The following is a 26,491-nucleotide window of genomic DNA, read 5'->3' on the forward strand; positions in this document are numbered from 1 at the left end:
ATGAACACCCGCACCACCACCCCGGCCGTCTTCTCGGGAGTCGTGCCGCCCGTGGCCACCCCGCTCACGGCCGACGGCGCCGTCGATCACGCCTCCCTCGCCTCGCTCACCGAGCACCTCATCGAGTCGGGCGTGCGCGGTCTGTTCGCCCTCGGCTCGACCGGCGAGACGGCGTACTTCACCGACGCCCAGCGCGTCGAGATCGCCCGCACGATCGTCGACACCGCCGCGGGGCGCGTGCCCGTGATCGCGGGCGCCATCGGTCTCACGGCAGCGACGATCAGCGAGACCGCCCGTGCCATCGCGGCCGTCGGCGTCGACGCGATCGTGACGACCGCCCCGCTGTACACGCTCAACTCGACGGCGGAGGTGGCGGAGCACTTCCGCGCCATCGCTCGCGCCATCGACGTGCCGCTGTGGGCCTATGACGTGCCCGTGCGCGTGCACAAGAAGCTCGACATCGACATGCTGGTCGCGCTCGGCGCCGAGGGCGTCATCCACGGGGTGAAGGACTCGTCGGGAGACGACGTGTCCTTCCGCCGTCTGATCGCGGCCAACCAGGCAGCCGGGCGTCCGCTCACGCTGCTGACCGGTCACGAGCTGGTCGTCGACGCGATGGCGCTCGCAGGGGCGGACGGTGTGGTCCCCGGTCTCGCCAACGTCGAGGCGGCGGGCTACGTGCGACTGTGGGACGCCGCCGAGCAGGGCGACTGGGAGGCGGCGCGCGCCGAGCAGGAGCGCATCAACCAGCTGTTCCAGATCGTCTTCCAGGTGCAGGGGCTCTCCGGCGACGCCACGGGCGTCGGCGCCTTCAAGACCGCCATGCACGCGCGCGGTCTCATCGCCACGGCCGCGATGGCCGCGGGCGTCGAGCGGCTGTCGGCGGACGCGGAGGAGCGCATCCGCGCGATCCTCGACGAGCTGGCGCTCCTCCCCGCCGCGTCCTGATGCCCGACGTCGTCCTCGCGGTCGATCTCGGGGGAACGAACACGCGCGTCGCGCTCGTCGATCGTCACCGGGAGGTGCGGGCGACGGCCTCCGGCCCCACGCCCGGCGCGGCGGGGGCCGAGGCGATCGTCACCACGATCGTGGGCCTCGCCGTCGGACTTCTCGAGGCGAACCCGAGCTCGCGCCTGTTCGGCCTGGGCGTGGCCTCGGCGGGAGTGGTGGATCGAGCGCGCGGCGTGATCGTCTCGTCAACGGACACCCTCGCCGGATGGGCGGGCACGCCCCTCGCGCGGTGGCTGCGCGAGGGGATGGGCGAGCGGCTTCCCGCCGGAGCGGCGATCGAGATCCAGAACGACGTCGACGCGCACGCGTGGGGCGAGTTCCGCTTCGGCGCGGCCCGCGGCGCGTCGAGCGCTCTCGTGGTCGCCGTGGGGACGGGGATCGGCGCCGGCGTCATCGTCGAGGGCCGGCCGCTGCGCGGGGCCCGTCACGTCGCGGGGGAGATCGCCCACCTTCCCGCCCCCGGGGCCGAGTCGTTCCGCTGCCCGTGCGGTCGCCGGGGCCATCTGGAGGCGATCGGATCGGGCGTCGGCCTGCATCGCCTCTATCTGGCGGCCGGGGGCGACCCCGCCGTCGCGGACGCCAAGCAGGTCGTCGCGCGGGCGGCACGCGATGAGATCGCGGCCGCCGCGATCGCGCGGTCGGCGACGGCCGTGGGGCGGGCTCTGGCCGGGGCCGTGAGCCTGCTCGATCCGGAGCTCGTGGTCGTGACCGGGGGAGTCGCCGACATCGGGGAGTCCTGGTGGTCGCCGATGCGCGCCGCCTACCTCGCCGAGGCGATCGACGCGCTGCAGGATGTCGAGCTGCGCGCGGGCTCGGCGGGAGGGCACGCGGCGCTGCGCGGCGCAGCGGATGCGGTGTGGGAACAAATCGAAGGAACAGCATGAGATTCGAGTGGAACGAGATCCGCGGCCGGCTCGAGGGCGGCCTCGTCGTGTCGTGTCAGGCCTATCCGGGCGAGCCGATGCGCGACCCCGAGACGATGGCGCGCATCGCGAGGGCCGCCGTGGCCGGCGGTGCCGCCGCCGTGCGTCTTCAGGGGCTCGATGACATCCGGATGGCGCAGGACGTGACCGTGCCGATCATCGGCCTGTGGAAGGACGGGAAGGACGGCGTCTTCATCACCCCGACCCTCGAGCACGCGCGCGCCGTCGCCGAAGCCGGGGCCGACATCGTCGCCCTCGACGGCACCCGCCGCGCACGCCCGGATGGGCGCACCCTCGAGCAGACCATCGCCGAGCTGCGCTTCACGCACGATGTGCTCGTGATGGCCGATTGCGGATCCGCGGAGGACGCGATCGCCGCCGCCGCTGCGGGGGCCGACATCGTCGGGACGACCCTCGCGGGGTACTCCGGCGAGCGTCCGAAGACGGCCGGGCCCGATCTGGACCTCATCCGGGAGATCCGCGAGGCGGTCTCGGTTCCGGTGATGGCCGAGGGTCGCATCCACACCCCGGCCGACGCGGCCGCCGCCCGCGCCGCCGGCGCCTGGGCGGTGTGCGTCGGAACGGCGATCACCCACCCCACGACGATCACCGGCTGGTTCGCTGCCGCGCTGGAGGAGGCGTGATGCAGCTCATCATCGACACGGAGCACAACCTCGCCCTGTGGGCGGCGGACCGGTACGAGCGTCTCCTCGCGGAGGTGCCCGAGGCCGTGCTCGGCCTTGCGACGGGATCGAGCCCTCTGAGGGTCTACGACGAGCTCGCGGCCCGTGTGGCCGCTGGCACCATGAGCTTCGCCTCGGCGCGGGCGTTCACACTCGACGAGTACGTGGGGCTTCCTGCTGGCCACCCCGGCAGCTATCGGCGCGTGATCGACGAGGACTTCGCCCGCCGCGTCGATTTCGCGGACGGCGCGGTGCAGGGCCCGGATGGCACTGCCTCGGATCTCAGTGAGGCCGCCGCGGAGTACGAGCGGCGGATCGTATCGGCGGGCGGGATCGACCTGCAGATCCTGGGCATCGGCACCAACGGCCACATCGCCTTCAACGAGCCCGGGTCGAGCGTGCACTCCCGTACCCGCGTCGAGGTGCTCTCCGAGCAGACGCGCACGGACAACGCGCGATTCTTCGGCGGCGACATCGATGCGGTGCCGACCCGGTGCCTCACGCAGGGCATCGGCACGATCCTCGAGGCGCGGGAGATCATCCTGCTGGCCATCGGGGCGAACAAGGCATCGGCCGTGGCGGCCATGGTGGAAGGGGCGCCCAGCGAGCGGGTGCCGGCCACCGCCCTGCGGTCGCACCCCCGCGTCACGGTGCTGGCGGATGCGGCGGCCGCCGCCGCGCTCACGCCCGAGGCTCGCGCCTCGGCCCGCTCCGCCGACGCGGTGCGCGCATGAGCGGTGCGCTCCCGCCGATCGTGATCAGTGCGTACGCCGCCTCGCCGGCGTACGCACGGTGGGATCCGGCGCTCGAGACCGAGCTGTTCCGGCGGCTGAGCGAGCTCCCCGGGTTCGGCGGGTTCGAGGTGCCGTGGCGCGGGGCCGTGCACCCGCATGATCCGGAGTGGTTCGGGCACCACCTTCCGGAGGGCGCCCCGCTCGTGTTCACCGGGCTCCCGCACGTGATGCAGCGCCTCTCCGTCGATCCCCGGTACGGACTCGCCTCGCCCGACGACGCCGGTCGGCAGGCCGCACTGTCCGACCTGCGCGCGCAGGCGGAGGACCTCCGTCAGCTGCACGCCCGCACGGGCATCCGGATCGCCGCGGCGATGCTCCACAGCGGCCCTCGGGGGGAGGGAGACGCGGCGGCGCTCGCGGCGTCGCTGCGGGAGCTGCACGAGTGGGACTGGGCAGGGGCGGAGCTCCTCCTCGAGCACTGCGATGCGGCCGTTCCGGGGCAGGCGTGGGAGAAGGGGTTCCTCTCGCTCGAGGAGGAGCTGCGCGCGATCGCCGACGCGGCCACGCCGACCGGCGTCTGGATGAACTGGGGACGCTCGGCGATCGAGCTGCGGGATCCGGACGCCGTGGCCGCGCAGATCGCCACCGCGGCCGGCAGCGGGCGCCTGCGCGGCGTCGCGTTCTCGGGCGCCGCAGCCGAGGACGGACCCTACGGGACGGCGTGGGCCGATGCGCACCTGCCGATCGCGACGACGGATCCGGCCGCCGGCTCGCTGCTCGATGTGCCGCGCATCGCCGCCGCGCTGGAGGCCGCGGGGCCGCTCGGTCTCCTCGGCCTGAAGATCAGCCGGCGCCCGCAGGATCGGACGGCGCGGGAGGTGGGGGAGACGGTGCGGGCGAACCTCGATGCCCTCACGCAGGCCCGGAGCCTGGGGAGCGCGTGATGGACGCGTTTGCGGTGACCGGAGCGCGGGTCGTGGGATGGCGCGCCGGCTCGATGCGGGACATCCGGGACGGATGGGTGCTCGTGCGAGAGGGGCGGATCGTCGATGCGGGCGCCGCCGCCGCAACCCTCCCGACCGGCGTCGTCCGCCTCGACGCGCGAGCGCTCGCGGGGCCGTCGCCTCTTGTCACCCCGGGCTTGATCGACATCCACAATCACGGCGGCGGCGGTCACGCGGTCGAGAGCGGTATCGACGCGATCCGCGGAACCCTCGCGGCCCATGCCGCTCACGGGGTCACCCGGCTTGTCGCTTCGCTCGTCAGCGCACCCGAGCGGGAGCTGCGCGCGCAGCTCGCCGCCATCGCCGAGGTGGCCGACGCGGATGGCGGGCTGCTCGGCGCCCACCTGGAGGGGCCCTGCCTCGATCCCGGCCACCGCGGGGCGCACGATCCGCGCGCGTTGAGGGAGCCGGATCCGGATCTGCTCGATCGGCTGATCGCGGCCGGGCCGGTGCTGCAGGTGACGCTCGCGCCGGAGCTCCCCGGCGCGGACGCCGCGATCCTGCGTCTGCGTGCGGCCGGGGTCACGGTGGCCCTCGGGCACACCGGCGCCGACGCGCAGGTGGCGCGCGCGGCCTTCGATTCGGGCGCGACGGTGCTCACGCACGCCTTCAACGCCATGCGCGGGCTGCATCACCGAGCGATCGGCCCGGTCGGGGCCGCGCTCGAGGATCCCCGGGTCTTCCTCGAGGTGATCGCCGACGGCATCCACCTCGATCCGGTTGTGGTCCGCACGCTGTTCGCCGCGGCCCCCGAGCGCGTGGTGCTGGTGAGCGATGCGATGGCCGCCGCGGGTATGGCGGACGGCAGCTACCGGCTCGGCGGGCTCCCCGTGGAGGTCGCGGACGGCCGGGCTGTCGTCGCCGGCACCGAGACGATCGCGGGCTCGACGCTCACCCTGGGCCGAGCGGTGCGCAACGCCGCCGAGTGGGGGATCCCGCTGCTCGATGTGATCTCGGCCGCGACCGTCGCCCCCGCGCGCGCCCTGGCGCGTGACGACCTCGGAAGGCTGGACGACGGACTCCCCGCCGATCTCGTGCTCTGGGACGGCGACCTGCGTCCGATCCGCGTCTGGCGGGAGGGCGAGATCCTCTCCACCGTCGACGGGGCGGAGCAGTGAGCGGCGGCGCGTCGGTCGCGCGCGGCCTGCGGCCCGCGCTGGAGCAGCTCACGCGCGAACTGCCGAACCGCCTCGCGGATGTCGACGACCTGCTGCGCTATCGCCGCGCCTCAGAGGAACGCGGCACCACGGCCGACGCGCTGAGCCGGGCGCACCGGCTCTCGACGCACGAGCTGATCGTCGAGGGGAACGCCGTGACGGTCTTCCGCCCGCAGACGGATCCGGTTGCCCGGGCGGTGTTCGTGCACGGCGGCGGTCTGATCGCCGGCAACCGGTTCGACGGCGTCGACATCCTGCTGCGTCACGCGAACGCCCTGGCTCTCGAGGTCTGGACGCTCGACTATCCGCTGGCCCCGGAGGGCAGGTTCGGTGAGATGGCCGCGGCGGCGCTGGCCGTGCTTCGCCGAGCGGGCGCCGACGGACGCAGGCTGCTGCTGGCGGGCCAGAGCGCGGGGGGCGCGGTCGGGGCGACGGCGGGCCTGCTCGCGCGCGACGCGGGTGTGCCCTGTGACGGACTGCTGCTCGTGTGCCCCATGCTCGCGCCCGGCGGCGCGGAGCGATCCGACGCGGATCCGTCCTGGGATGCGGTCACCGATTCGACCGCGTGGGCGGCGGCGCTCGGCGAGGGCGATGTGCCTCCGGGACGGCGCACCGACCTCGCGGGCCTGCCCCCGACCTACCTCGACGCGGGCTCGGTCGAGCTGTTCCGAAGTGCCATCGCCGATTTCGCCGAGGGCCTTCATCGCGCAGGAGTGGCGACGGAGCTGCACATCTGGTCCGGGGCGTTCCATGCGTCGGACTGCGTCGCCGAAGCGGCCCCCGCATCGGCCGAGTCGCATCGGGTGCGTGCGGGATGGCTGCGACGCTGGCTCCTCGACGAGCTCTGAGGCAGGGCGGGCGCGGCGGAGCGTAATGGGAGCCGTGTAGCCTGCGAGGTTGCTCCGAGTACCCCGGAACGACGTGCGTCAGCCAAACCGTGAGCTCGCTGAATCCTGTCCCCCGAAAGGGGGACAGGAGCCGGAATACTACGCTATTCTGTGGGAGACGTCCCCTGATGGCCGTCCGACCCTCACTGGATCCCCCCTCCGGTGAGGGTCGATTTCTTTTGTCGTTCTCTACCCCTTTGCGGGTTCCTCGGTTACCGTGAGGGAGGACGGCGCGATGTTCGCGTCGGCTTCACACAGATAGAACGGCAGTAAATGGCTACGCAGGGCACCGTCAAGTGGTTCAACTCGGAGAAGGGCTTCGGCTTCATCTCTCCCGACGAGGGCGGCTCTGACGTCTTCGCTCACTACACCGCGATCCAGTCTTCGGGCTACCGCGCTCTCGAGGAGAACCAGCGCGTCGAGTTCGAGATCGCCCAGGGCCCCAAGGGTCTGCAGGCGGAGAACATCCGCCCGCTCTGATCCCTGGCGATCACAGCACGTCGGCCGCCTCGGCGGTCTGACTGAAAGGCCCGGTGCTTCGGCACCGGGCCTTTTCCATGCCCGCGGCGATTCCCGCCGCCGGCGCGCCTCAGCCGAGGCGCGCGTAGTCGGCGAGGGCCTTCGCGTCCTCCGCGTGCCGGATGGCGCGGCGCGCGGCATCCAGAGCGGTGACAGGATCGGCCGCCTGCCGTGCGGCGGCGAGCTCATCGCGGGCGGCCTCGAGACGCACACGGCAGTCGAGGGCCCGTGCGTGCGTCGGCATGGCCGCCTCCGCGCGGCTCACCGCGCTGCGCGCGGCCGCCAGCGTGCCGGGAAGGGCTGTGCGCGCGCCATGCAGTCGCTGCTGCGCCGTGCGCGCGTCGGCCAAGGCGGCATCCAGGCGCTCGCGCACGCGGGCGATCTCGCGGTTTGCCGAGACAGGACGCCGCGCCGCGGTGGGGGAGATGCGCGCCAGCTCCTCGCTCGCCCAGGCGATCTCGGCGCCGAGCCGCTCGGCGTCGTCGGGTTCGAGTGCCGCTCGGATGCCCGTCGCCGAGCGCACGGCCTCGTGCGCGGCGTCGAGCTCGCCCGCCACGGCACGGCCGGCCTGCACAACGTGGGTGTGCGACTCCTCGAGCAGACGGGCGGCCGCGTCGGCGCGGCGCAGCGCGCGCTCGCCGAGCGCGAGATCCTCGTGAGCCGAGCGGGACGGATCCGCGGCCTTCTCGCGTGCGGTGTCCAGGTGATCCCGGGCTTCGGCCAGAGCGGATCGCACCGACTGCGCCGCCTGGGACGCATCGGTCCACTCCTCGCGGTCGACGAGCTGCTCGAGCTCGCGCAGCAGCGCCGCCGGGTCGCCGACGCGGGCGGTCAGCTCCGCGAGGTGACCTTCGGCGGCGGCGACCTGATCGGCGGCGCTGACGTGGGTGGCGATCCACGCCGCGTGCTCACCGCGCGCGGACTCGATCGCACGGGACGCCGTCTCGATGCGGCGCAGCACGTCGCGGGACACGCGCACCGCTTCGGCGGGCAGCGTGTCCGGATCCGTCATCGCGCGGTAGGCGGTGAAGGCGGCGTCGCGGGTGTGCTGGGCGGTCATCCGGGTGCGGCGCAGCGAGGCGGGAGCGCCGCCGCCGTACAGCGCGCCGGAGAGGCCCACCTCGAGCTCGAGCTCCTCGATCGCGTCGTCGAGGGCGACCAGCGCGGCACCCGCCTTCTCGGTCGCCTCGGTCGCGCGCCGTCGCGCCGCCGGGCCGCGCCGGATCGCGCGGATCGCGAACGCCGCAGCCACCAGCACCACGGCGGTCGTGCCGAAGACGACGAGAGCGGGCAGCACCCAGTCCCAGGGGCCGGCCTCGGGCTGACCCATCCGCGTCAGTCCTCTTCGGCGATCAGCAGCTCGCGCAGCTGATCCGGATCGTCGACGACCGCGATGGCGCCCTGCTCCTCGCCGGGGTTGCCGAAGCCCCACCGGTTGTAGATGACAGGCACACCCAGCTCGGCGCCGCCGTCGACGTCGTGGTGGCGGTCGCCGATCAGCACCGGGCGCGACGTGTCGACGCCGGCCGCGGCGAGCTGCTCGAGCGCGCGGGCGAGCACGGTCGCCTTGGTGTCGAGCACCTCGGGGGCGGGGCTCGCTCCGACGATCGCGGTGAACGCGTGGTCGAGCTCGTAGTGCGTGAGGATCGCCTCGACCTGGTTCTGCGGCTTCGTGCTGGCGGTCGCCTGCGGGATCCCCGCCTCGTGCACGGCGCGGATCAGCTCGGGCACCCCCTCGTACAGCGCCACCGACGACGCGTAGCCCTCACGCGAGGCGAGCTCGCGGTAGGCGACGACGGCCTCGGTCGCCTCTTCCGCGGTCAGCATGCCGCGCGCCTGGAACGATTCGAGCAGCGGCGGACCGATCCAGTGGCGCAGCTCCTCCGGGGCCGGAGGCGTGCGGCCGAAGTCGCTCAGCACCCGGGTGATGCGCGGCATGATGCCCGCCGACGCATCGGCCACCGTCCCATCCACGTCCCAGAGGATGCAGGACCAGGGCGACGAAGTCATGGATTCACCCTACCGACGCCGGTGGCCGTGCCCCGCCCGGGGCGTGGCGGCCCGCGCGAACGGACACGGACGGATCCGCGTCAGAAGAGGCGGGGAGCGCCCGACTCGATGCCCTTCATCTCGTCGTAGTCGAGGATGAGCACCCGGATGCCGCGGTCCTCGGCGAGCACGCGGGCCTGGGGCTTGATCTCCTGAGCGGCGAGCACACCGCGGATGCCCGAGAGCAGCGGGTCGCGGCCGAGCAGGTCGAGGTAGCGGGAGAGCTGCTCGACGCCGTCGATCTCGGCGCGGCGCTTCACCTCGACGGCGATCGGCATGCCCGAGGCCTCACGCACGAGCAGGTCGACGGGACCGATGGCGGTGGGGTACTCGCGGCGCACGAGCTTGGCGCCCTCCGAGATCAGGTCGACCTGCTCGGAGAGAAGGCGCTGCAGATCCGACTCGACGCCGTCCTTGATGAGACCCGGATCGATGCCCAGCTCATGCTTCGAGTCGTGCACGATCTCGTAGATGTGCACCGTGAGGGCGTCGCCGGTCTTGGCGTGCGAGACCTTCCACGTCTCGGTGACGCCGGCCTCGGCGAGCTCGGCGCTCACCTCCACCACGTCGAGGCGGCACGGCGGGCTCATCCAGTTGAGCGGCTTGTAGGAGCCGCCATCGGAGTGGATGAGCAGGCTGCCGTCGGCCTTGTGCATCAGCACGCGCGTCGCGAGCGGCAGATGCGCGTTGAGGCGGCCGGTGTAATCCACGCTGCAGCGGGCGATGACGAGACGCACCGGATGAGCCTAGCCCGGGTTGGCGCCGAGGGCGGGTTGGGGCGTCTCGACTCGCTGCGCTCGCTCGACGAGCGACGGGGGGTTGGCGCCGAGGGCGGGTTGGGGCGTCTCGACTCGCTGCGCTCGCTCGACGAGCGATGGGGGTGGCGCTCGACGAGCGACGGGGGTCAGCGCCGGAGGGGGCGGGCGGCCGAGGAGGCGATGCCCGAGGCGATCGTGAGCACCACGATGATCCAGAGGGTGTTCAGCAGGCCGATGTGGTCGCTGATCACGCCCAGGATCGGCGGGCCGGCGAGGAACGCGACGTAGCCGATCGTCGCGGCAGCCGAGACGCGGGCGGCGGCCTTGGCCGGATCGTCGGCGGCGGCCGACATGCCCAGGGGGAAGCCGAGCGAGGCGCCCACGCCCCACAGCGCCGCGCCCACCAGCGCGAGCGGAAGGTTCGGCGCGAGGATGAACAGCGTCAGGCCGGCCGCGGCCGTGAGGGCCAGCGCGCGCAGCACCCACACGCGTCCGAAGCGGTCGACGAGCGGGCCGCCGAACACGCGCACGGCCGTCATCGCGACCGAGAACACCGTGAGGGCGAAGGCGCCGAGCGCCTCGTCGCCTCCGTGCCCCTCGACCACGCCGAGGGCGAGCCAGTCGTTGGCGGATCCCTCGGCGAACGCCATGCCCAGCATGATCACGCCGATCGCGTAGGTACGGGGTTCGCGCCAGGCCGACAGGGCCAGCGTGAGGCGCTCGCGCCATCCAGCTCCGTGCTCGGCGGGGTCCGGATCGGTCTGCGCGCGCGAGGGCACGTTGGCGATCGCGGCGATCGCGATCAGCACGATCAGCACCGCGATGGAGGCCGCGTGCGCGAGCACGTTGACGCCGATGCCCGCCAGCGCCGCACCGACGCCGGCGCCGATGACGGTGCCGAAGGAGAAGAAGGCGTGGAACAGCGGCAGGATCGTCTTGCCGCCGAGCTGCTCGATCGCCGTCGCCTCGACGTTCATGATGACGTCGATGCAGCCGTTGCCGAAGCCGAACAGGATGAGGCCCGCCATCACCACGGGGTACGACACGAACAGGTCGGTGCCGAGACCCACCACCGCCACGCCGGCGGCGAACACCAGCATCAGCGTGAGCATGCCGCGGCGCGCGCCGAAGCGCGCCATCACGAGGCTCGAGGTGCTGAGGCCGACGATCGACGCGATGCCGGAGGCGAGCAGCAGCGCGCCGACCTGCGCGTTCTCGATGTCGAGAGACGCCTTGATGGCCGGCACCCGCGACGCCCAGGTGGCGATGCTCAGACCGCTGGTGAGGAAGATCGCGAAGATCGCGGCCTTCCACCGCAGCACCTGCGCGGGGGAGAGGGTCTGCTCCGGTGCGCCCGACGGATCCGTCGTCACGAGGGATCCGGAACCGGTGCCGGGGTCAGCAGGTCGGCCACCGAGTCGAGCACCTCGCTCGGGCGGTAGGGGTAGCGCGCGATCTCGGCGTCGTCGCTGATGCCGGTGCGCACGAGCACGGTGTGCAGGCCCGCCTCGATGCCGGCCACGACGTCGGTGTCCATGCGGTCGCCGATCATGCCCGTGTTCTCGGAGTGCGCGCCGATGCGGTTGAGCGCGGAGCGGAACATCATGGGGTTCGGCTTGCCGACCACGTAGGGCTCGCGGCCGGTGGCCTTGGTGATGAGCGCGGCGATCGCGCCGGTCGCGGGCAGCGGGCCCTCGGCGCTCGGGCCCGTGGCGTCGGGGTTGGTCACGATGAAGCGCGCGCCCTTGCCGATGAACCGGATCGCCTTGGTGATCGCCTCGAAGGAGTAGTTGCGGGTCTCGCCCACGACCACGTAGTCGGGGTCGGTCTCGGTCATGATGAACCCGGCCTCGTGCATCGCGGTGAGGATGCCCGCCTCGCCGATCACGAACGCGGATCCGCCGGGCGCCTGCGACTTGAGGAAGTCGGCGGTGGCGAGCGCGGACGTCCAGATGCGCTCCTCCGGAACCTCGATGCCCGACGCGCGCAGGCGCGCGCTCAGGTCGCGGGGCGTGAAGATCGAGTTGTTCGTGAGCACGAGGAACGGGGTGCCCTCATCGCGCCACTTGGCCAGCAGCTCGGAGGCACCGGGGATCGCCAGGTTCTCGTGCACGAGCACGCCGTCCATGTCGGTCAGCCAGCATTCGATCTCATCGCGTCGCGCCATGAGGTAAGCGTATGGGCGAGAGCGGTTCCGGGTGTGATCGGGACATCCGTCGCCCGGTCGGTGAGTCGCTTCGCGCAGGAGATACGGTGGTGCTGTGATCACCCGAGGCAGAGCCGTCCGGGATCCGGACGCGCTCCCGGATCTGTCGGACCGCATCTACCTGGTCACGGGCGCCAACGCCGGCCTCGGCTACTTCGCGAGCGAGCGTCTGGCCACCGCCGGGGCCCACGTGATCCTGAGCGGCCGTCACCCCAACCGCCTCGCCGCCGCGCACGATGCGATCGAGGCGCGCGTGCCGGGCGCCTCCGTCGAGACGCTGCTCCTGGATGTCGCGAACCCCGGATCGATCCGCGCGGCCGCCGCCTCGCTGCGCGGCGGGCTGTTCTCGCGGTCGCGCCTGGACGGCGTGTTGATGAACGCCGGGATGGTGCACACGCCGCGCACGCGCGAGCTGACCCGCGACGGGCGGGAGCTCGTGTTCTCGACAAACGCGCTCGGCCACTTCGTGCTCGCGTCCGAGCTGCTCACGCTGCTGTCGAGATCCGCGTCGCGCCGGCAGCACGCGCGCATGGTGTGGCTCGGGTCGATGTCGACGCACCTCGGCGTCGCCGAGCCGTTCGACTTCCAGCTGGAGCGCAAGTACGAGGCGTGGCACGCCTACGTGCAGTCGAAGCTCGCCGTGCACGCGCTCGGCATCGAGGCCGACGCCCGTCTGCGCGCGCATGACGTGCCGGTCGACAGCGTGGTGGCGCATCCGGGTTATTCGATCGGCGGTCGCACGGAGCGCGTCACCGGCGTGAACGAGCCGGGGCGCATGAAGAGGTTCCGCGACGGCCTGCAGCCCTTCGCCCAGGGCAAGCGCGCGGGCGCCGAGTCGCTGGTGCACGCGCTCGTCGACCCCGACGTGCGCGGGGGCGAGTACTGGGGCCCGAAGCTCTGGACCAAGGGGCGCCCCACCCGCCAGAACCCCTCGAAGTGGGCGCTGGATCAGGATGTGCGCACGCGCGTCTGGGAGGAGTGCGAGCGCCTCACCGGCATGGAGTGGCCGTTCGCGCGCGCCGCGCGCGCGGCGCGGTAGCTCGCCGGGGCTGGCTCGGCGGCGTGCCGGGGTGGCTGAGAACACGTGTTTTCAGCGAGAAACCGTCGGATCTGAGCCGAAAAGGCACGTCCTCGTGGAGAGCACGTGTGGTCAGAGCACCAGCGCGTGCTCGATCGCGAGCATGCCCGCGCCGATGAGGCCCGCCTTGTCGCCCGTGCGGGCGGTGGCGATCTGCAGGTTGCGGGTGGCCAGCGGCATGGCGCGCTGGTAGACGACCTCGCGCACGCCCGCGAGCAGGTGCTCGCCGGCCGCGGCCATCTGGCCGCCGATCGTGATGACCGAGGGGTTGAGGAAGCTGATGCTCGCCGCGAGCACCTCGCCGAGGTCGCGGCCTGCCTGGCGCACGGCCTGGATGGCCCGGAGGTCGCCCGCGCTCACCAGCTCGACCACGTCGCGCGCGCTCGCCGCGTCGACGCCGTGCTCGCCGAGCTCGGCGGCCACCGCGGGGCCCGAGGCGAGGGCCTCGAGGCAGCCCTCGTTGCCGCAGCGGCACAGCACCCCCGTGCCGCGCGAGACTCGCACGTGGCCGATGTCGCCCGCGATGCCCTGGGCGCCGCGCTGCAGGCGTCGGCCCGAGATGATGCCGGCGCCGATGCCCGTGGCCACCTTCACGAAGAGGAAGTGCGCCACCGGATGATCGAGGCGGCTGTGCTCGCCGAGGGCCATGATGTTCACGTCGTTGTCGACCAGCACCGGGGCGTCGATGTGGTCGGCGAACCACCCGGGCACATCGAACGCGTCCCATCCGGGCATCAGCGGCGGCTTCGACGGACGCCCCGTCTCGAAGTGCACGGGGCCGGGCAGGCCGATGCCGATCGCGATGATCGCCGCGCGGTTACGTCCCAGCTCGGCCAGCAGCGGATCCACCAGCTCGAGTGCGCGACCGAGCACCGGATCCGGACCCTCCGCCACGCTGATCGGCGCGCGCTGGTGCACGAGCACGTCGCCGATGAGGTTGGTGAGGCCGACGCGCACGTGGCTCGCGCCCACGTCGATGGCGAGCGCGAGGCGCGCCTGGGGCTGCAGCGCGATGCGACGGGGCGGGCGCCCGCCCGTGGAGACGCCGGGATCGGCCGCGCCCACCAGGCCGAGATCGCGCAGGGCATCGAGACGCAGATTCACGGTGGAGCGCGCGAGGCCGGTGACGGCCGCGAGGTCGGACACCGTGCGGGGAGCACCGTCGCGCAGCAGCTGGAACAGCTCGCTCGCGTCGACCCCGCCGAGTGCGGATCCCCCGTTGGACATGGCGTCAGTTAACCAGAACTGTCGGCGCGAACGTGAAATCCGTCGACGAACTGGCACACTTTCGTTGACAGACGACAGAAGCAGGGCATAGCTTGGGGCGCGTCAGGGCGGTTCGCGGTATTTCCTATCGGATCTACGCGTACTCGCCAGAAAGACTCGATGAGGAGCTCTCTTGGCCACCAGCCTCGTGCCTGCCGACGAACTGTCGGTTCAGCTGTACACGGTTCGCGAACATCTCGCGCAGGACCTGCCCGCCACCCTCGGCCGACTGGCCGAGATCGGCTACCGCAACGTGGAGCCCTTCGGGCTCACCGACCGAGCGGATCAGCTGGCGGAGCATCTGCCCGCCTTCGGCCTCTCGGCCCCGACGACGCACGTGCATCTCGTCGGTGAGGACGTCGATCTCGAGGGCGTCTTCGCCGCCGCGAAGAAGGTCGGTGTCTCGACGATCATCGACCCGCACGTGCCGGAGGCCAACTGGACGACCCGCGAGGGCATCGAGCGCACCGCCGCGGCCCTCGCGGCGATCGCCGACCGCGCGGCCGACCACGGCCTGCGCGTCGGGTACCACAACCACGCCTTCGAGCTCGAGCACCGCATCGACGGCGTCTCGGCGCTCGAGGTGTTCGCCGCGGCCGCTCCCGAGCAGGTGGTGCTGCAGGTCGACACCTACTGGGCCGAGGTGGGCGGCGAGCCCGCTCCCGAGCTGCTGCGTCGTCTGGGCGACCGCGTCGTCGCGCTGCACGTCAAGGACGGCCCGCGCACCAAGGCCGACAAGGACCAGGTCGGCGTCGGCGACGGCATCCTGCCCATCGCCGACATCCTCGCCGCGGCACCCGGGGCGCTTCGCGTCGTCGAGCTCGACGACCACTCCGGTGACGTGTTCGAGGCCGTCGCGCGTTCGTTCGCGTTCCTGACGGGAGGCCGCGCGTGACCGGCACCGGCAAGGTCGGTGTCGGCGTCGTCGGCGCGGGCACCATCAGCGACCAGTACCTCGAGAACCTCACCGCCTTCCCCGACCTCGATGTGCGCTTCGTCGCCGACATCGACACCGCGCGCGCCGCGGCACAGGCCGAGAAGTGGGGCGTCGCCGGATCCGGCACCTACGACGAGCTGCTCGCGGATGACGCGATCGAGATCGTCGTGAACCTCACCATCCCGGCCGTGCACGTCGAGGTCGCGCTCAAGGCCGTCGAGGCCGGCAAGCACGTCTGGGGCGAGAAGCCCTACGCGCTCGACGTGCCGAGCGGGCGGGTGCTGCTCGAGGCCGCGCAGGCCGCGGGCGTGCGCGTCGCCGTCGCACCCGACACCATCCTCGGCGCGGGTCTCCAGACCGCGTTCCGGGCGGTGCGCGGCGGCGAGATCGGCGCCCCGCTCACGGGCCTGGCGCTGTTCCAGTCGCCCGGCCCCGAGTCGTGGCACCCGAGCCCGGAGTTCCTGTTCGCCAAGGGCGGCGGCCCGCTGTTCGACATCGGCCCGTACTACCTGACGACCCTCGTGCAGATCTTCGGATCCGTCTCGAAGGTCTACGCGCACGGATCCACCTCGCGCACCACGCGCGTGATCGGCAGCGGCCCGAAGGCCGGCACGGAGTTCCCGGTCGAGGTGCCCACGCACGTCTCGGCGCTGCTGGAGTTCGCGAACGGCGGCAGCGCCCAGATCGTGTTCTCGTTCGACTCGAAGCTGCGTCGTACGGGCTTCGTCGAGATCGCCGGCACCGAGGGCACCGTGGTGTTCCCCGATCCGAACAACTTCGACGGCGACACCGTGATCCACGGCGAGGACGGCGAGCGCGTGCTCCCGGCCGAGGGCTCCACCTACTCGCGCGGCACCGGCGTGGCCGAGCTCGCGCAGGCGATCCGCGAGGATCGCGCCGAGCGCGTGCCCGGCGAGCTGGCGTTCCATGTGCTCGAGGTCATGGTCGCGATCGCCGAGTCCGCCGAGACCAAGACGCCGGTCGAGCTCACCTCGACCGTCACCCCGGCCGAGTCCCTGGATCCTGCGTGGGATCCGTCGGTCGCGACCCTCTGACATCCGTCAGTCCTCTCTGACCCGACCCGTCGGCGCCTGCCGGCGGGTCGGGGAGGGAACCCATCACCACACCACGCGAAGTCCCCACCTCAACGAAGAGTTATCAGGAGTGAAGCGATGAAGAAGAACACCCGCTGGGCGGCGCTCGCCGCCACCGCGACGATCGCGGCGATGGCACTGGCCGGCTGCAGCCCCGCATCCACCAACGGCGGCGGAGGCGAGGGCGGCGAGGGCGGCGAGGCCGGCTCGCTCGAGGGCCAGAAGATCACCTACTGGGCCTCCAACCAGGGCTCCTCGATCGAGATGGACGAGGAGGTGCTCGGCGAGTCGATCGACCGCTTCACCGAGGAGACCGGCGTAGAGGTCGAGCTCGAGGTCATCCCGTGGCCCGACCTGTACAACCGCATCCTCGCGGCCGTCTCCTCCGGCGAGGGCCCCGACGTGCTCAACATCGGCAACACCTGGGCTGTGACGCTGCAGGCGACCGGCGCCTTCGAGAAGTTCGAGGGCGCGGCCCTGGACGCCGTCGGCGGCAAGGATCGCTTCGTCGAGACGTCGTGGGCGACCGGCGGTGCCGAGGGCCAGCCCGTCACGTCGGTGCCGCTGTACGGTCTCGCGTACTCGCTGTACTACAACACCGCGCTGTTCGAGGAGGCCGGCATCACCGAGGCCCCCAAGACGTGGGACGAGTTCATCGAGACGGCCCAGAAGCTCACGAAGGACACCGACGGCGACGGCAAGACCGACCAGTGGGGCTTCGCGCTCGCCGGTCAGCGCGTGTCGAACAACGTGCACCAGGCGTTCGTCCGCGGCCTCCAGCACGGCGGCGCCCTGTACACCGAAGACGGCAAGCCCGACTTCGCGAACGACGGCGTCGTCGCGGGTGTCGCCGACTGGCTGAACCTCATGGGCGAGGACGGCGTCGTCGACCCGTCCAATGCGGAGTTCACCGAGGGATCCGTGCTGCCGGGCGAGCTCATGGACGGTCGCGCCGCCATGATCTTCGACCAGGCGTCGGGCAAGACCTTCGCGAGCGAGGGCTTCACCGACTTCGGCGTCGCGCCGATCCCGATGCTCACCGAGGACGCCACCGGCCTCGAGGGCACGCAGAGCCACGTCGCGGGCATCAACGTGTCGGTGTTCGCGAACTCCGACGCCAAGGAGGCCGCGCTCGCCTTCGTCGGCCACCTCACCTCGGACGAGGAGCAGGTGCTGCTGAACGAGGCGTACACGTCGCTGCCCGTCGTCACCGCGGTCATGGACGACGAGGCCTTCTCGACGCCCGAGGCCACGGCGAAGAAGGAGACCTACGCCAACCACTCGCAGCCGATGCCGCTCTACCCCTCCGAGGGCCAGGCGGAGACGCTGATCGGCGAGGCCATCGCCGGCCTGTTCTCGAAGATCGCGCAGGGCGAGACGGTCGACGAGGCCGCCATCAAGAAGGCACTGGAGGACGCCCAGGCCCAGATGCCCGCCAGCTGAGGCTGACGCACTGAATCCGGTCGCCCTCCGTCGTTCGCTCGAGCGTCTCGACTCGCTTCGCTCGCTCGACGAACGGGGGAGGGCGGCCCCTTCTCACTCTGGAGTCAAAGATGACCACCAACGCCACCGTCACGGAGACGATCACCACGGATCGTCGCCGTCGCGGCCCTGAGCCCGCCGGCAGACGCCGCCGGTTCGACTTCTTCCCCTACGCGCTCATCGCCCCCGCGGGGGTCATGGAGCTGCTGATCCACATCGTGCCGATGATCCTCGGCGTCTGGATCGCGTTCCTCTCGCTCACCCAGCTGACCATCGCGAACTGGGTGCAGGCGCCGTTCGTCGGCCTGCAGAACTTCCTGCTCGCGCTCGACCCGAATGGCCCGATCGGCGAGCAGTTCTACGCCGCGCTGCTGCGCACCATCTTCTTCACGATCATCGTCGTGGTGCTCGCGTGGAGCCTCGGCATCTTCGCCGCGGTGCTGCTGAACTCCAAGTTCCGGGGCAACGGCGCCCTGCGCACGCTGTTCCTCGTGCCCTACGCCCTGCCGGGCTTCGTCACCACGATCGCCTGGGCGTTCATCTTCAACCAGCGCGACGGCATGCTCAATCGCCTGCTCGTCGACGATCTCGGTCTCCTGCAGGATCGGCCGTTCTGGCTGCTCGGCGGCAACTCCCTGATCGTGGTGATCGTCGTCACGGTCTGGCAGTTCTGGCCCTTCGCCTTCCTGATGCTGCTGGCCGCGCTGCAGTCGATCCCGGATGAGGTCTATGAGGCCGCATCTCTCGACGGCGCGAGCCTCTGGAAGCAGTTCACCGGCATCACGCTGCCGATGATCAAGCACGCCAACGTCGTGCTGCTGCTCATGATCAGCCTCTGGGTCTTCAACCAGTTCGACGTGCCGTACCTGCTGTTCGGACCGGCCTCGCCGGAGGAGGCGACGCTGATCTCGCCGCTCATCTACCAGCAGTCGTTCAACAACTGGAACTTCGGCGTCGGCGGCGCACTCAGCGTGCTGCTGCTGGTCGTCCTGCTGGTCGCCAGCGCGTTCTACATCCGCCTCGTGATGCCGAAGGGTCAGACGATCGATGATTGAGACACGCGGATTCAAGATCCTCCGGGCGTTCGGCCTCACCTTCCTGTCGCTGATCGTCATCGTGCCGCTGTATGTGATCCTGACCACCTCGGTGAAGCCGCTGAAGGACGTGCGCGGCCTGTTCCAGTGGTGGCCGAGCGAGTTCACGATCGCGCCGTACTTCGACATCTGGCGCACCGTACCCCTCGGGCAGTACTTCATGAACAGCCTGATCGTCACCGTCTGCGCGACGACCGCGTCGGTGATCCTGGCGATCCTGGCGGCGTACGCGCTGTCGCGGTTCCGGTTCCCGGGGGCGCGCACGTTCAGCCTGATCGTGCTGTCGACGCAGATGTTCCCGGGCATCCTGTTCCTGCTGCCGCTGTACCTGATCTTCACGCAGATCCAGCGCACGATCGGGATCCAGCTGACGGGCTCCTATCTCGGCCTGATCATCACGTACCTGACCTTCTCGCTGCCCTTCTCGATCTGGATGCTCTCGGGCTTCTTCGCGGCCATGCCGCGGGCGCTCGAGGAGGCGGCGATGATCGACGGCCTCGGCCGGTTCGGCGCGCTGGTGCGCGTGGTGCTGCCGGTCGCCCGCCCCGGCATCATCGCGGTGGCCGTGTACTGCTTCATCACGAGCTGGTCCGAGGTGCTGTTCGCCTCGGTGCTGACCCGCGAGTCGACGCGCACGCTGTCGATCGGTCTGCGCGCCTACGCCTCGCAGACCGACGTGTACTGGAACCAGATGATGGCGGCCTCGGTCGTCGTCTCCCTGCCGGTGCTGATCGGGTTCCTGTTCGTGCAGCGACAGCTGATCTCGGGCCTGGCGGCCGGAGCCGTCAAGTGACGGGCGGCCTGCCCGGCGCGGGTCTGCGGGTCGGCATCGTCGGCGGCGGGTTCATGGCCCGCACCCACGCTCATGCGGCACGTGCGGCGGGGGCCCAGGTCGTCTCGATCCTGTCGTCGTCGCCCGAGCGCACGACGGCGGCGGCCCGCGAGCTCGGCGTCGAGGGCGAGGCCGGATCACTCGATCAGCTGATCGAGGCCGTCGACGTGGTGCACGTGACCACCCCCAACCGCTGGCACTTCGAGCAGTCGCTCGCGGTGGTCGAGGCCGGCACCCACGTGGTGTGCGAGAAGCCGCTGGCGACCACGGCCGCCGACGCGGAGCGCCTTGTCGAGGCCGCCTCGGGTGTGGTGGCCACCGTGCCGTTCGTCTATCGCTTCCACCCCATGGCGCGCGAGGCGCGCGCCCGGGTGGCGGCGGGCGGCATCGGCCGGCTGCTCACCGTGCGCGGCGCGTACCTGCAGGACTGGCTGCTCGCCGCATCCGACGAGAACTGGCGCGTCTCTGCCGCCGAGGGCGGGGCATCCCGGGCCTTCGGCGACATCGGATCGCACCTGGTCGATCTCGTCGAGTTCGTCACCGGAGACCGGATCACCCGGATCGCCGCGCGCACGCAGACCGCCCACGCCTCCCGCGGGGGGCAGCGAGTGGACACCGAGGACGGCGTGGCGCTGGTCGCCGAGCTCGCCTCGGGCGCGCTGGCGTCGCTGCTGGTGTCGCAGGTCGCGGCGGGACGCAAGAACGCCCTGACCATCGAGGTGTCCGGATCCGACGCCGCCCTGCAGTTCGAGCAGGAGCGTCCCGACGAGCTCTGGGTCGGCGGACGGGAGGCGTCGTCGCTGATTTTGCGGGACGCCGCGATCCTGTCTCCGGATGCCGCGAGACTGTCCCTGGTGCCGTCGGGGCACCCCATGGGGTACCTCGACGCGTTCACCGCCTTCGCGCGCGACACCTACGCGGCCGTGCGCGGAGAGGAGCCCTCCGGGCTCCCGCGCTTCGCCGACGGCCACCGCGCCGCCGTGATCACCGAGGCCGTGCTCGCCGCGGCCGCATCCGACAGCTGGACCGCCGTCCCCTCGGTCGGCGTCCCCTCGCACGAAGGAGTGCTCCGATGAGCTCGCATCCCGTCACCCTGTTCACCGGACAGTGGGCCGACCTGCCGTTCGAGGAGGTCGCGCGCCTCGCCTCGGAGTGGGGATACGACGGCCTCGAGATCGCCACCTCGGGCGATCACCTCGACCTGCAGCGCGCCGACGAGGACGACGCGTACCTGCGGTCGCGCCTCGAGGTGCTCGACAGGTACGGCCTGAAGGTCTGGGCGATCTCGAACCACCTCGGCGGGCAGGCGATCTGCGACGATCCGATCGACTTCCGCCACCAGGCGATCCTGCGCCCGTACATCTGGGGCGACGGCGAGGCCGAGGGTGTGCGCCAGCGCGCCGCCGAGGAGATGAAGCGCGCCGCCCGCGTGGCCCGCAAGCTCGGCATCGACACGGTCGTCGGCTTCACCGGATCGAGCATCTGGCAGTACGTCGCGATGTTCCCGCCCGTGCCGGCCGAGCGCATCGACGACGGCTACCAGGACTTCGCCGACCGCTGGAACCCGATCCTCGACGTCTTCGACGCGGAGGGCGTGCGCTTCGCCCACGAGGTGCATCCGTCTGAGATCGCCTACGACTACTGGACGACGGTGCGCACCCTCGAGGCGATCGACCACCGCGAGGCGTTCGGCATCAACTGGGATCCGAGTCACATGTTCTGGCAGGGCGTCGACCCGATCGGCTTCATCACCGACTTCGCGGATCGGATCTACCACGTCGACTGCAAGGACACGCGTCTGCGTCCGGCCTCGGGCCGCTCGGGCATCCTCGGCTCGCACCTGCCGTGGGGCGACCCGCGCCGCGGCTGGGACTTCGTCTCGACGGGGCACGGCGACATCCACTGGGAGGACGCCTTCCGCGCCCTCGGCTCCATCGGCTACGAGGGCCCCATCTCGATCGAGTGGGAGGACGCCGGCATGGATCGCCTGCACGGCGCGAAGGAGGCGCTGGGCTACATCCGCTCGCTGCTGTGGAAGCGCCCCGAGGCCTCGTTCGACGCGGCGTTCTCGAACCAGTAGGTCGCTGCGGCGCGCGGGGTGGGGCCTCGGTGGTGGCGCGCGTTTCGACTCGCTTCGCTCGCTCAACGAGCGGGGGGGTGGGAGACCCTTCCTCGCTCGTTGAGCGACGGAGCGAGCTCTGCGAGCGCAGGAGTCGAAACGCGCCGAGCCTCCGTCAGGCGCTGAGCCAGATGACCTCTTCGGCGCCCGCGGGGAGTCCCGCGACGGGCACCTGCAGCTGCGACCCCACGGTGATGCCGGCGGCCTCGATGAGGCGGAGCAGGCCGGGGTCGCGATCGCTCACGCGCAGCACCCGGCCGATGTGGCCCGCCGGAGCCTCGGCGAGCAGCACAAAGCCCTCCCGCTCTACAGCACCGGAGGGATCCGGGATCGGATCGCCGTGCGGATCGAAGCGGGGCCGGCCGAGGCGGGCGTCGATCGCCTCGAGCAGCCGGTCGCTGATGGCGTGCTCGAGCACCTCGGCCTCCTCGTGCACCTCGTCCCAGGCGTAGCCGTACTCGGCGACGAGCCACGTCTCGATGAGGCGGTGGCGACGCACCATCTCGAGCGCGCGCTGCTCGCCCTCGGGCGTGAGGCGCACGGCGCGGTAGGGCTCATGGGCGACGAGGCCGAGGGCGGCCATCTTCTTCACCATCTCGGTGACGCTCGACGGGGCGATCCCGAGCTTCGCGGCGAGCACCGACGGCGTGATGGGGGCGTCCTGCCATTCGGTGTGCGCGTAGACGGTCTTGAGGTAGTCGTCGATCGCCGGAGAGACCATGCGTTCCAGGGTAGAGCGGCGCCAGCGCGAGACTCACCTCGCGTGGGCGACCGGCCCTTGCGCCGCGCTCAGGCCCCCGTGGCCACGAGCCAGAGCAGCAGCGCGTTCAGCGTGATGATGAACGCCGATGCGAGCACGCCGAGCACCGTTGTCCACACGCGGTTGCGGTACTCGCCCAGCGTGCGCTTCTGCGCCGTCAGCACGATCAGCGGCACCAGTGCGAAGGGGATGCCGAACGACAGCACGACCTGGCTCACCACGAGCGCGAGGGTCGGCTCGATCTGCGTGGCCAGGATCAGCAGGGCCGGGATCAGCGTGAACAGGCGGCGCAGCAGCAGCGGGATCCGCACCTTCAGCAGACCCTTCATGATCTCGGCCCCGGCATAGGCCCCGACCGAGGTCGACGCGAGGCCCGAGGCGAGCAGGCCGATCGCGAACGCCGTGGCCACCCACGAACCCAGCCCGTCGCGTATCGCGGCGTACGCGCCCTCCAGGCTGTCGGTGCCTGCGATGCCCGGCAGGTTCGCTGCGGCGAGCAGCAGGATCGCGAGGTTGACGGATCCGGCGATCACGAGCGCGATCGTGACGTCCCAGCGGGTCGCGCGCAGGATGCGCTGCACGCCGTGTCCGCCCTCGTGCAGCACCCGGTGCTCGCGAGCATCGCGTGCGGCGATGCGGCCGTGCTCGGTCCAGCCGAAGTGGTCGCGCGACAGGGCTGAGTGGGCGTAGATGGCGTGCGGCATGATCGTCGCGCCGAGGATCGAGGCCGCCAGCAGCACGGATCCGGCGTCGGTGAAGCGCGGGACGAGACCGCCGAGCACTTCGGATCCGTCGGGCGGGCCCACGAAGACGCCCACGGCGAAGCCGATCGCGATGATCACGAGCAGGCCCGTGATCACGAACTCGAACGGCCGCGCGCCGCGCAGCGAGTGGATCATCAGGAGGGCGAGCGAGACGCATCCGGTGATCACGCCGCCCCAGAGCAGGTCGATGCCGAACAGCAGCGTGAGCGCGACCGCCCCGCCGATCACCTCGGCCACGTCGGTGGCCATCGCCACCAGCTCGGCCTGCAGCCAGTACGCGCGGCGGGCCCACTTGTTGGTGATCCGTCGGCCGAGGATCTCGGGAAGGCTCTGCCCGGTGACGACACCGAGCTTGGCGGAGAGGTACTGGATGAGCCACGCCATCGTGTTGCCCAGCACCACGACCCACACGAGCAGGTAGCCGTAGCGGGCGCCGGCGGTCATGTTGCTCGCCACGTTGCCCGGATCGAGATAGGCCACGCCCGCGACGAGGGCCGGTCCGAGAAGCCACACCGCGCGGGGCGGACGCACCGGGCGCGGCATCGGCTGGGGCGGCTTCTTCGCCGTCGTGATGTCTCCCACGGACACAGTGTGACAGATTTTTAGGCGCACCGAAATCTCTTGGAGGATAGCCTTCTGAGATGGAGGAGATGCGCACGCACGGCGTGGGCCCCTGGCCGGGCGAATGGCCGAGCGAGCCGTGGTTCGACCCCGAGCTGCTCGAGCACGGCGACAGCCGCAACGTGATCGACCGCTACCGCTACTGGCGCATGGAGGCGATCGTCGCCGACCTCGACCTGCAGCGGCATCCGTTCCACGTCGCCATCGAGAACTGGCAGCACGACATGAACATCGGATCGATCGTGCGCAGCGCCAACGCGTTCCTCGCCGACACCGTGCACATCATCGGGCGGCGCCGGTGGAACAAGCGCGGCGCGATGGTCACCGACCGCTACCAGCACGTTGTGCACCACGAGGACGTCGCCGGCTTCGCCGCGTGGGCCGCCGCGGAGGGCCTTCCGATCGTCGCCGTCGACAACGTGGGCGACGCCGTGCCGGTCGACAAGGCAGCCCTCCCCGAGCGCTGCGTGCTGCTGTTCGGCCAGGAAGGCCCCGGGCTCTCGGCGGAGGCGCTCGCCGCAGCTGCCTCGCACATCGAGATCACCCAGTACGGATCGACCCGCTCGATCAACGCATCGGCCGCCGCGGCCGTCGTGATGTACGAGTGGTGCCGCCGCTACGCCGGCTGATCCGGACGCGGGCGCCCGGCGTGGGCGCCCGGCGGGGGCGGGCGGCGCGGGCGCCCGGCGGGGGCGGGTGGCGCCGCGCGATGTAGCGGGTGAGGCGCGTCGCGATTGTGGCGACGGGCTGCATGCAGGCGCGCGGACACGGCAACGGTACAAGTGCCGGACGGCACGAGTCCACGTTGTCCACGGAACTCGGAAGTGCCTGTAGCCCCGGGACGATCCCCTGCATTTTCGTTCTCTGTACATCGGATCCGTCGTTGCAGGTGGACCGAACGTCTGGTCCGTTGCCGGGGTCGCAACGTCTGTCTGGGGGTGTTCGACGATATGAAGCAGCGATACACAGCCACCAGCGCGTTTGTGTTCGCGGGACTCTGGGTGCTCGTGGCGCTCATCGGGATGTCGGCACAGAGCCTGCCGTTCATGGTGGGGGGCGGCGTCCTCGCCGTCGCGTTCGCCGTGCTCGCCGTGGTGCTTCTGGCACGGCGGTCGAAGCCCGATACGCGCTGATCGGGGCGCTCTCGTCTCGGCTCTGCCGGGATCGCCCGCCGACGGATCCGCTCAATCGCCGAGCAGGGTGTCCACCACGCCACCGAGCAGTGTGGTCGGCGTGGAGGTCGGCGCCGGGGCGGGAGTAGCGGGCGCGGGTGCGGGTGCTGACGGGGCCGGAGTCGACGGCGCGGGCGTGGTCGACGGGGCCGGGGTCGCCGGGGGAGGAGGCGTCGTCGGCGGGGGTGTGGGTGTCGGTGTGGGCGTCGCGGTCGGTGAGGGCGTCGGCGTGCCCGTCGGCGTTGGGGTCGGCGTGGGTGTCGGTGTCGGCGTCGGGGTCGGCGTTCCCGTCGGAGTGGGAGTGGGCGTTCCCGTCGGGGCGGGAGTGGGCGTGGCGGTGGGCGGAGGAGTCGTGGGCTTCGCGGGCTGGGCGGGCTTCGCGGGTGCGGAGGGCGCCGGCTTGCTCGGCAGCGACGCGGGCTGCGGCTGCCCGGTGCCCGACGAGGGCTTCCACGGCGTGATGGCCGGGCGCGTGCTGGTGCCGCCGAGATAGGGCTCGGGATCGACGGCCTTGCCGCCGAAGCGCACCTCGAAGTGCAGGTGATTGCCGAAACTGTGGCCCGTGTTGCCGACGAGGCCGATGGCATCGCCCATCTCCACCCAGTCGCCCTCCTCGACCACGCGGCTGCCGTGGGTCAGGTGGCCGTAGAGGGTGACCATCCCGTCGGCATGCAGGATCATCACCGCGACGCCGTATCCGAAGTGGCTCTCGCTCGAGAGGATGACGATGCCCGGAGCCGCGGCGCCGACCGGGGTGCCACCGGCCGCGGCGATGTCGAGGCCCTGGTGCCGTCCGCCACGGGCGGCGAAGCGATCCGTGATGAAGCCGCCCGAGGCCACCGGCCAGGCGAGCAGCCCCGCCTTCGTGAGGTCGAGGTGCTCATCGAAGCGGCTGAGGTCGACCGCGACCCCTGCCTTCCGAGCCGCCTCGATCAGGGCGAGGCGCTCCTCGCGCTTCGCCTGCGCCAACTCCTCGGGGGAGGTGGCGCTGTACGAGCTGGTCGGCAGCGCGGCCGCGGCCGCGAGCTCCTCGGCGAGGGCGACCGTCTCATCCGGGAGCCCGAAGCCCTCGAACGTCGGCAGATCCTGCTCGGGGGCGCCGTGGCCGTGCTCGTGGCCGTCGCCGTGGCCTTCGTCTTCGTGCACGGTGCCGGTCTGGTGCACGGCGAGCGCGGGTGAGGCGGTGACCGAGGTGCGCGGCGCCGACCAGAGGGCGTGCGGCGAGGCCTCCGACGGCAGGGCCGCACCCGTGGCGGCGACGGTGAGACCCAGCAGCACGAGCGCGGTCGTCACGTGCGTCGCACGCACAACAGCCAGCCGGTGCGGACGCGGCACCGGTGG

At 71.7% G+C, this 26,491-nt stretch carries 27 protein-coding genes; 18 read left to right on the forward strand and 9 right to left on the reverse strand.

Annotated elements, in window-relative coordinates; genetic code table 11:
- From J5V96_RS00520 to J5V96_RS00555, 8 genes are all read left to right on the forward strand, one after another.
- Positions 1 to 948 carry a dihydrodipicolinate synthase family protein gene (locus J5V96_RS00520; protein ID WP_208499347.1) on the forward strand — a complete coding sequence of 316 codons (948 nt, stop codon included), beginning with the start codon at positions 1 to 3 and terminating at the stop codon, positions 946 to 948.
- A complete protein-coding gene (locus J5V96_RS00525; RefSeq protein WP_208499349.1) occupies positions 948 to 1,895 on the forward strand; it encodes an ROK family protein in 948 nt (315 codons plus the stop codon). Before J5V96_RS00520 ends, J5V96_RS00525 begins: the two co-directional genes overlap by 1 nt.
- Positions 1,892 to 2,578, forward strand: coding sequence for an N-acetylmannosamine-6-phosphate 2-epimerase (locus J5V96_RS00530; RefSeq protein WP_208499351.1), 687 nt, complete (start codon positions 1,892 to 1,894; stop codon positions 2,576 to 2,578). Before J5V96_RS00525 ends, J5V96_RS00530 begins: the two co-directional genes overlap by 4 nt.
- Entirely contained in the window at positions 2,578 to 3,351 is a 774-nt protein-coding gene (nagB, locus tag J5V96_RS00535) for a glucosamine-6-phosphate deaminase (RefSeq protein ID WP_208499353.1), read from the forward strand. Before J5V96_RS00530 ends, nagB begins: the two co-directional genes overlap by 1 nt.
- A complete protein-coding gene (locus J5V96_RS00540; RefSeq protein WP_208499355.1) occupies positions 3,348 to 4,295 on the forward strand; it encodes a DUF4862 family protein in 948 nt (315 codons plus the stop codon). The genes nagB and J5V96_RS00540 overlap by 4 nt, the downstream gene beginning before the upstream one ends.
- Positions 4,295 to 5,473: an N-acetylglucosamine-6-phosphate deacetylase gene (gene nagA / locus J5V96_RS00545; RefSeq protein WP_208499357.1), complete on the forward strand. Its 1,179-nt coding sequence runs from the start codon at positions 4,295 to 4,297 to the stop codon at positions 5,471 to 5,473. Before J5V96_RS00540 ends, nagA begins: the two co-directional genes overlap by 1 nt.
- The gene (locus J5V96_RS00550; RefSeq protein WP_208499359.1) at positions 5,470 to 6,360 is read left to right on the forward strand and encodes an alpha/beta hydrolase; all 891 of its coding nucleotides are present in this window, start codon (positions 5,470 to 5,472) and stop codon (positions 6,358 to 6,360) included. Before nagA ends, J5V96_RS00550 begins: the two co-directional genes overlap by 4 nt.
- A 312-nt stretch (positions 6,361 to 6,672) precedes the next feature.
- Entirely contained in the window at positions 6,673 to 6,879 is a 207-nt protein-coding gene (locus J5V96_RS00555; protein WP_208499361.1) for a cold-shock protein, read from the forward strand.
- A 109-nt stretch (positions 6,880 to 6,988) separates the two neighbouring features.
- Here the strand turns inward: J5V96_RS00555 and J5V96_RS00560 are convergent, their stop codons facing one another.
- The 5 genes from J5V96_RS00560 to J5V96_RS00580 form a co-directional block, all read right to left on the reverse strand.
- Complete coding sequence (locus tag J5V96_RS00560; protein ID WP_208499363.1) at positions 6,989 to 8,248, reverse strand: coiled-coil domain-containing protein; 1,260 nt, start codon at positions 8,246 to 8,248, stop codon at positions 6,989 to 6,991.
- A 5-nt stretch (positions 8,249 to 8,253) separates the two neighbouring features.
- On the reverse strand, positions 8,254 to 8,928 hold the full coding sequence (locus J5V96_RS00565; protein WP_208499365.1) for an HAD hydrolase-like protein: 675 nt from the start codon (positions 8,926 to 8,928) through the stop codon (positions 8,254 to 8,256).
- An 80-nt stretch (positions 8,929 to 9,008) separates the two neighbouring features.
- Complete coding sequence (gene nucS / locus J5V96_RS00570; RefSeq protein WP_208499367.1) at positions 9,009 to 9,704, reverse strand: endonuclease NucS; 696 nt, start codon at positions 9,702 to 9,704, stop codon at positions 9,009 to 9,011.
- A 167-nt stretch (positions 9,705 to 9,871) separates the two neighbouring features.
- Positions 9,872 to 11,098 (reverse strand): MFS transporter, encoded by a 1,227-nt coding sequence (locus tag J5V96_RS00575; RefSeq protein ID WP_208499369.1) that lies wholly within the window; start codon positions 11,096 to 11,098, stop codon positions 9,872 to 9,874.
- Positions 11,095 to 11,892, reverse strand: a complete 798-nt coding sequence (locus tag J5V96_RS00580; RefSeq protein ID WP_208499371.1) for an HAD-IIA family hydrolase — start codon at positions 11,890 to 11,892, stop codon at positions 11,095 to 11,097. Before J5V96_RS00580 ends, J5V96_RS00575 begins: the two co-directional genes overlap by 4 nt.
- 94 nt (positions 11,893 to 11,986) lie before the next feature.
- Between J5V96_RS00580 and J5V96_RS00585 the strand changes: the two genes are divergently transcribed.
- Positions 11,987 to 12,970: an SDR family NAD(P)-dependent oxidoreductase gene (locus J5V96_RS00585; RefSeq protein WP_307793069.1), complete on the forward strand. Its 984-nt coding sequence runs from the start codon at positions 11,987 to 11,989 to the stop codon at positions 12,968 to 12,970.
- A gap of 111 nt (positions 12,971 to 13,081) precedes the next feature.
- On the opposite strand, the gene J5V96_RS00590 is transcribed toward J5V96_RS00585, so the two are convergent.
- Positions 13,082 to 14,236: an ROK family transcriptional regulator gene (locus tag J5V96_RS00590; RefSeq protein ID WP_208499373.1), complete on the reverse strand. Its 1,155-nt coding sequence runs from the start codon at positions 14,234 to 14,236 to the stop codon at positions 13,082 to 13,084.
- A gap of 172 nt (positions 14,237 to 14,408) precedes the next feature.
- On the opposite strand from J5V96_RS00590, the gene J5V96_RS00595 reads away from it, so the two are divergent.
- From J5V96_RS00595 to J5V96_RS00625, 7 genes are all read left to right on the forward strand, one after another.
- Positions 14,409 to 15,170: a sugar phosphate isomerase/epimerase family protein gene (locus J5V96_RS00595; RefSeq protein WP_236014347.1), complete on the forward strand. Its 762-nt coding sequence runs from the start codon at positions 14,409 to 14,411 to the stop codon at positions 15,168 to 15,170.
- Positions 15,167 to 16,267: a Gfo/Idh/MocA family protein gene (locus J5V96_RS00600; protein ID WP_208499375.1), complete on the forward strand. Its 1,101-nt coding sequence runs from the start codon at positions 15,167 to 15,169 to the stop codon at positions 16,265 to 16,267. Before J5V96_RS00595 ends, J5V96_RS00600 begins: the two co-directional genes overlap by 4 nt.
- Positions 16,268 to 16,384: 117 nt before the next feature.
- On the forward strand, positions 16,385 to 17,749 hold the full coding sequence (locus J5V96_RS00605; RefSeq protein ID WP_208499380.1) for an extracellular solute-binding protein: 1,365 nt from the start codon (positions 16,385 to 16,387) through the stop codon (positions 17,747 to 17,749).
- Positions 17,750 to 17,859: 110 nt separating this feature from the next.
- The gene (locus J5V96_RS00610; protein WP_208499382.1) at positions 17,860 to 18,843 is read left to right on the forward strand and encodes a carbohydrate ABC transporter permease; all 984 of its coding nucleotides are present in this window, start codon (positions 17,860 to 17,862) and stop codon (positions 18,841 to 18,843) included.
- Positions 18,836 to 19,675, forward strand: a complete 840-nt coding sequence (locus J5V96_RS00615) for a carbohydrate ABC transporter permease (RefSeq protein WP_208499383.1) — start codon at positions 18,836 to 18,838, stop codon at positions 19,673 to 19,675. Before J5V96_RS00610 ends, J5V96_RS00615 begins: the two co-directional genes overlap by 8 nt.
- Complete coding sequence (locus tag J5V96_RS00620; protein ID WP_307793070.1) at positions 19,672 to 20,790, forward strand: Gfo/Idh/MocA family protein; 1,119 nt, start codon at positions 19,672 to 19,674, stop codon at positions 20,788 to 20,790. Before J5V96_RS00615 ends, J5V96_RS00620 begins: the two co-directional genes overlap by 4 nt.
- On the forward strand, positions 20,787 to 21,794 hold the full coding sequence (locus J5V96_RS00625) for a sugar phosphate isomerase/epimerase family protein (RefSeq protein ID WP_208499385.1): 1,008 nt from the start codon (positions 20,787 to 20,789) through the stop codon (positions 21,792 to 21,794). The genes J5V96_RS00620 and J5V96_RS00625 overlap by 4 nt, the downstream gene beginning before the upstream one ends.
- Before the next feature lie 154 nt (positions 21,795 to 21,948).
- Here J5V96_RS00625 and J5V96_RS00630 read toward each other — a convergent pair whose 3' ends face one another.
- Together J5V96_RS00630 and J5V96_RS00635 are read right to left on the reverse strand one after the other, a co-directional pair.
- Positions 21,949 to 22,554: a metal-dependent transcriptional regulator gene (locus tag J5V96_RS00630; RefSeq protein ID WP_208499387.1), complete on the reverse strand. Its 606-nt coding sequence runs from the start codon at positions 22,552 to 22,554 to the stop codon at positions 21,949 to 21,951.
- A 68-nt stretch (positions 22,555 to 22,622) separates the two neighbouring features.
- A complete protein-coding gene (locus tag J5V96_RS00635) occupies positions 22,623 to 23,900 on the reverse strand; it encodes an Nramp family divalent metal transporter (RefSeq protein ID WP_208500464.1) in 1,278 nt (425 codons plus the stop codon).
- Positions 23,901 to 23,998: 98 nt separating this feature from the next.
- On the opposite strand from J5V96_RS00635, the gene J5V96_RS00640 reads away from it, so the two are divergent.
- Both J5V96_RS00640 and J5V96_RS00645 read left to right on the forward strand, forming a co-directional pair.
- Positions 23,999 to 24,607 (forward strand): TrmH family RNA methyltransferase, encoded by a 609-nt coding sequence (locus J5V96_RS00640; protein ID WP_208499391.1) that lies wholly within the window; start codon positions 23,999 to 24,001, stop codon positions 24,605 to 24,607.
- 321 nt (positions 24,608 to 24,928) lie between these two features.
- A complete protein-coding gene (locus J5V96_RS00645) occupies positions 24,929 to 25,111 on the forward strand; it encodes a hypothetical protein (protein ID WP_208499393.1) in 183 nt (60 codons plus the stop codon).
- Between the two features lie 51 nt (positions 25,112 to 25,162).
- Here the strand turns inward: J5V96_RS00645 and J5V96_RS00650 are convergent, their stop codons facing one another.
- Entirely contained in the window at positions 25,163 to 26,485 is a 1,323-nt protein-coding gene (locus J5V96_RS00650) for a murein hydrolase activator EnvC family protein (protein WP_208499395.1), read from the reverse strand.
- Between the last annotated feature and the right edge of the window lie 6 nt (positions 26,486 to 26,491).

Source organism: Microbacterium stercoris (genome assembly GCF_017592545.1).
GTDB classification, from domain to species: domain Bacteria; phylum Actinomycetota; class Actinomycetes; order Actinomycetales; family Microbacteriaceae; genus Microbacterium; species Microbacterium stercoris.

Coding starts and splice junctions, on each gene's coding strand:
- J5V96_RS00520 (WP_208499347.1), top strand. CDS start 1: ATGAACACCCGCACCACCACCCCGGCCGTCTTCTCGGGAGTCGTGCCG.
- J5V96_RS00525 (WP_208499349.1), top strand. CDS start 948: ATGCCCGACGTCGTCCTCGCGGTCGATCTCGGGGGAACGAACACGCGC.
- J5V96_RS00530 (WP_208499351.1), top strand. CDS start 1,892: ATGAGATTCGAGTGGAACGAGATCCGCGGCCGGCTCGAGGGCGGCCTC.
- nagB (WP_208499353.1), top strand. CDS start 2,578: ATGCAGCTCATCATCGACACGGAGCACAACCTCGCCCTGTGGGCGGCG.
- J5V96_RS00540 (WP_208499355.1), top strand. CDS start 3,348: ATGAGCGGTGCGCTCCCGCCGATCGTGATCAGTGCGTACGCCGCCTCG.
- nagA (WP_208499357.1), top strand. CDS start 4,295: ATGGACGCGTTTGCGGTGACCGGAGCGCGGGTCGTGGGATGGCGCGCC.
- J5V96_RS00555 (WP_208499361.1), top strand. CDS start 6,673: ATGGCTACGCAGGGCACCGTCAAGTGGTTCAACTCGGAGAAGGGCTTC.
- J5V96_RS00560 (WP_208499363.1), bottom strand. CDS start 8,248: ATGGGTCAGCCCGAGGCCGGCCCCTGGGACTGGGTGCTGCCCGCTCTC.
- J5V96_RS00565 (WP_208499365.1), bottom strand. CDS start 8,928: ATGACTTCGTCGCCCTGGTCCTGCATCCTCTGGGACGTGGATGGGACG.
- J5V96_RS00580 (WP_208499371.1), bottom strand. CDS start 11,892: ATGGCGCGACGCGATGAGATCGAATGCTGGCTGACCGACATGGACGGC.
- J5V96_RS00590 (WP_208499373.1), bottom strand. CDS start 14,236: ATGTCCAACGGGGGATCCGCACTCGGCGGGGTCGACGCGAGCGAGCTG.
- J5V96_RS00605 (WP_208499380.1), top strand. CDS start 16,385: ATGAAGAAGAACACCCGCTGGGCGGCGCTCGCCGCCACCGCGACGATC.
- J5V96_RS00610 (WP_208499382.1), top strand. CDS start 17,860: ATGACCACCAACGCCACCGTCACGGAGACGATCACCACGGATCGTCGC.
- J5V96_RS00615 (WP_208499383.1), top strand. CDS start 18,836: ATGATTGAGACACGCGGATTCAAGATCCTCCGGGCGTTCGGCCTCACC.
- J5V96_RS00625 (WP_208499385.1), top strand. CDS start 20,787: ATGAGCTCGCATCCCGTCACCCTGTTCACCGGACAGTGGGCCGACCTG.
- J5V96_RS00630 (WP_208499387.1), bottom strand. CDS start 22,554: ATGGTCTCTCCGGCGATCGACGACTACCTCAAGACCGTCTACGCGCAC.
- J5V96_RS00635 (WP_208500464.1), bottom strand. CDS start 23,900: ATGCCGCGCCCGGTGCGTCCGCCCCGCGCGGTGTGGCTTCTCGGACCG.
- J5V96_RS00640 (WP_208499391.1), top strand. CDS start 23,999: ATGGAGGAGATGCGCACGCACGGCGTGGGCCCCTGGCCGGGCGAATGG.
- J5V96_RS00645 (WP_208499393.1), top strand. CDS start 24,929: ATGAAGCAGCGATACACAGCCACCAGCGCGTTTGTGTTCGCGGGACTC.